The 2,946-nt window shown below is 57.6% G+C and carries 1 rRNA gene; it reads right to left on the bottom strand.

The annotated features are described in order from the left end of the window. Nucleotides 1-2,813 (bottom strand): 23S ribosomal RNA (locus BM113_RS21635); the annotation flags it as partial. Between the last annotated feature and the right edge of the window lie 133 nt (nucleotides 2,814-2,946).

Here is a 2,946-nt window from a genome sequence, read left to right as displayed (position 1 = left end):
CTCGTTTCCAGGTGGGTTTCGAGCTTAGATGCGTTCAGCTCTTACCCCGTGGTGCGTGGCTGCCCGGCACGTGCCCTCTCGGACAACCGGTACACCAGTGGCACCCATGCGTAGTTCCTCTCGTACTATACGCACGTTCCCGTCAGATACCGTAACACCCCCAATAGATAGCAGCCGACCTGTCTCACGACGGTCTAAACCCAGCTCACGACCTCCTTTAATAGGCGAACAACCTCACCCTTGCCCGCTTCTGCACGGGCAGGATGGAGGGAACCGACATCGAGGTAGCAAGCCACCCGGTCGATATGTGCTCTTGCGGGTGACGACTCTGTTATCCCTAAGGTAGCTTTTCTGTCAGCAATTGGCCGCATCAAGCAGCCTAATTGGTTCGCTAGACCACGCTTTCGCGTCAGCGTCCGTCGTTGGGCCGGACACTGTCAGACTTCCGTATGCTCTTGCGCTCTATCCCGCGTCTCCGACACGGGTGAGGAAATCTTGGGGCGCGCTCGATATCTTTTCAAGCGCGTACCGCCCCAGTCAAACTGCCCGGCTACCAGTGTCCTCCGCCAGGAGTGAGAGTCGCAGTCACCATCGGGTAGTATTTCAGTGATGCCTCGGTGGCCCGCTAGCGCGGGTACCTGTGTACCGGCTCCTACCTATGCTGCACAATGGCGACCACGTCTCAGTGACAGCCTGCAGTAAAGCTCTATAGGGTCTTCGCTTCCCCTTGGGGGTCTCCAGACTCCGCACTGGAACGTACAGTTCACCGGGCCCAACGTTGGGACAGTGGCGCTCTCATTGATCCATTCATGCAAGCCGCTACTGAAGCGGCAAGGTACTACGCTACCTTAAGAGGGTCATAGTTACCCCCGCCGTTAACGGGTCCTTCGTCCCATTGTACTGGGTGTTCAGATACCCGCACTGGGCAGGATTCAGTGACCGTACGAGTCCTTGCGGATTTGCGGTCACCTATGTTGTTACTAGACAGTTGGAGCGCCCGAGTCACTGCGACCTGCCACTTCGCGTGGCAGGCATCCCTTATTGCGAACGTACGGGACTAACTTGCCGAATTCCCTAACGTCGGTTACTCCCGACAGGCCTTGGCTTTCGCCGCCACGAGTACCTGTGTCGGATCTCGGTACGGACAGTGTGCTCGCCTTTTCACGGGCTCTAGGTTGACCTCTCTTGCGCTATCCAGCCATTCGTTCGCTTCGTGCCGTTACGGCTTCCACGAACTTCGACTGTTCGGCCGGGCGAAAGCCCGGCAGAGGCGGCCCCAAAGCGTCGGCTTTGAGTGCACACTGGCACAGGAATATTAACCTGTTTCCCTGTTGACTCACTCGACTTACGGTGAGACTTAGGACCGGCTAACCCTCAGCTGATCAGCATTGCTGAGGAACCCTTACTCGTTCGGCCGTCGGGGTTCTAACCCGACTAACGCTGCTACTATGACCAGGATTTTCGTTACTGAACGGTCCACACGACCTCTCGGCCGTGCTTCCACCCGAACAGAACGCCGACCTACGCGATCACCCTGTGATGGGTGCGGCTAGGTCTCGGTGGTGGACTTGAGCCCCGATCATTTTGGGCGCCCCGAACCTCGGCCGGTAAGCTGTTACGCTTTTCTTAGAGGGTAGCTGCTTCTAAGCTCACCTCCCGGCTGTCTAGGGCTCGGGACCACCTTCGATCGCACTTAGTCCACACTTGGGGACCTTAACCCAGCTCTGGGTTGTCTCCCTCACGGTACACAGGCTTACCCCGTGCACCGGACTCCCTGCGTCGAACGGCGTTCGTAGGTTCGGAGTTGGACAGGGGGGCGCACTCCTCTCGGAGTGCGGTCCCCCAATCCGTCGCTCTACCCCACGAACTACCTCGGCAGAGGTCATGCTTCGACATGTTTCGGTCGGAACCAGCTGTTTCCGGATTCGATGGGCCTTTCACCCCTAGACATAGGTCACGCGAGGGTATTGTAGGACACCAACGCTAACAGGCCTCCACGTGCCTTTCGGCACGCTTCGCCTTGCCCATGTCTAGATCATCCGGTTTCGGGTCGTGTCCGATTGACTCCCCGCGCTTGAACACGGCGGCCCTCGCGCAAAGCGCTGCGGCCATGTCGGTTTCCCTTCGCCTTCCCCGATGATCGGGTTAGACTCGCCAATCAGACACACTCCCTGGTTCGTTTTTCAAAACGTACGACGGAACACCGGCTTCCCGATCTTCTTACTGGTAGCTCGCGCTACGGTCATTTTGATCGGGACCTTGTATGCCCCGTCGCTCTATCGCCAACTGATTTCACGCCCTATTGCACCTCCCTTCGTGGGGTGCTTTTCAGCGTTCGCTCACGCTACTTGTTCGCTATCGGTCTTGAGGAGTGTTTAGTCTTCCCAGTCGATGCCTGGGAGATTCACGAGGAATTTCCAATCCCCGCTACTCTGGAGCTGACGCGTCCGGTACTGGTCTGCAATACGGGACTGTCACCCTGTGTCGTGCTCTGTTCCAAGAGACTTCCTGCAGACGGTCGCGGAGTGGTTGTCAGTCCGAACACCACATTGCCCGAAGGCTTCGGTTTGGACTGTGTCGCGTTCTTTCGCCAATACTAACGACATCACGTTACGTTTTCTTTTCCTGCCGATACTGAGATGTTTCAGTTCTCGGCGTTCCCCATTGCGCGAAGCAATTGCGGTGGGGATTCCCATTCGGAAATCCTGTGTTCTTCCCCTCCGTGCGGGTCCCACAGGCTTTTCGCAGCTTGGCACGTCCTTCTTCAGCTCTCAAGCCGAGCGATCCACCAGCTGGCACAGTAGCCACGTTCGTCGGATCTGGAATCAGGGTTGCGAATGCAACCACTAAGTGACCCGGGAACGGGTCCAGTGGACGCCTGGACTACACGTACACACGGTCTCATCTGCAACGCTGTCGACTGCAGCGTGCATTAACCCTTCCCAC

The organism is Natronobacterium haloterrestre (assembly GCF_900112205.1).
GTDB classification, from domain to species: Archaea; Halobacteriota; Halobacteria; order Halobacteriales; family Natrialbaceae; genus Natronobacterium; species Natronobacterium haloterrestre.
The sequence above is the reverse complement of the archived record's forward strand: the minus strand, read 5'-3'. Positions and strand labels throughout refer to the sequence as shown.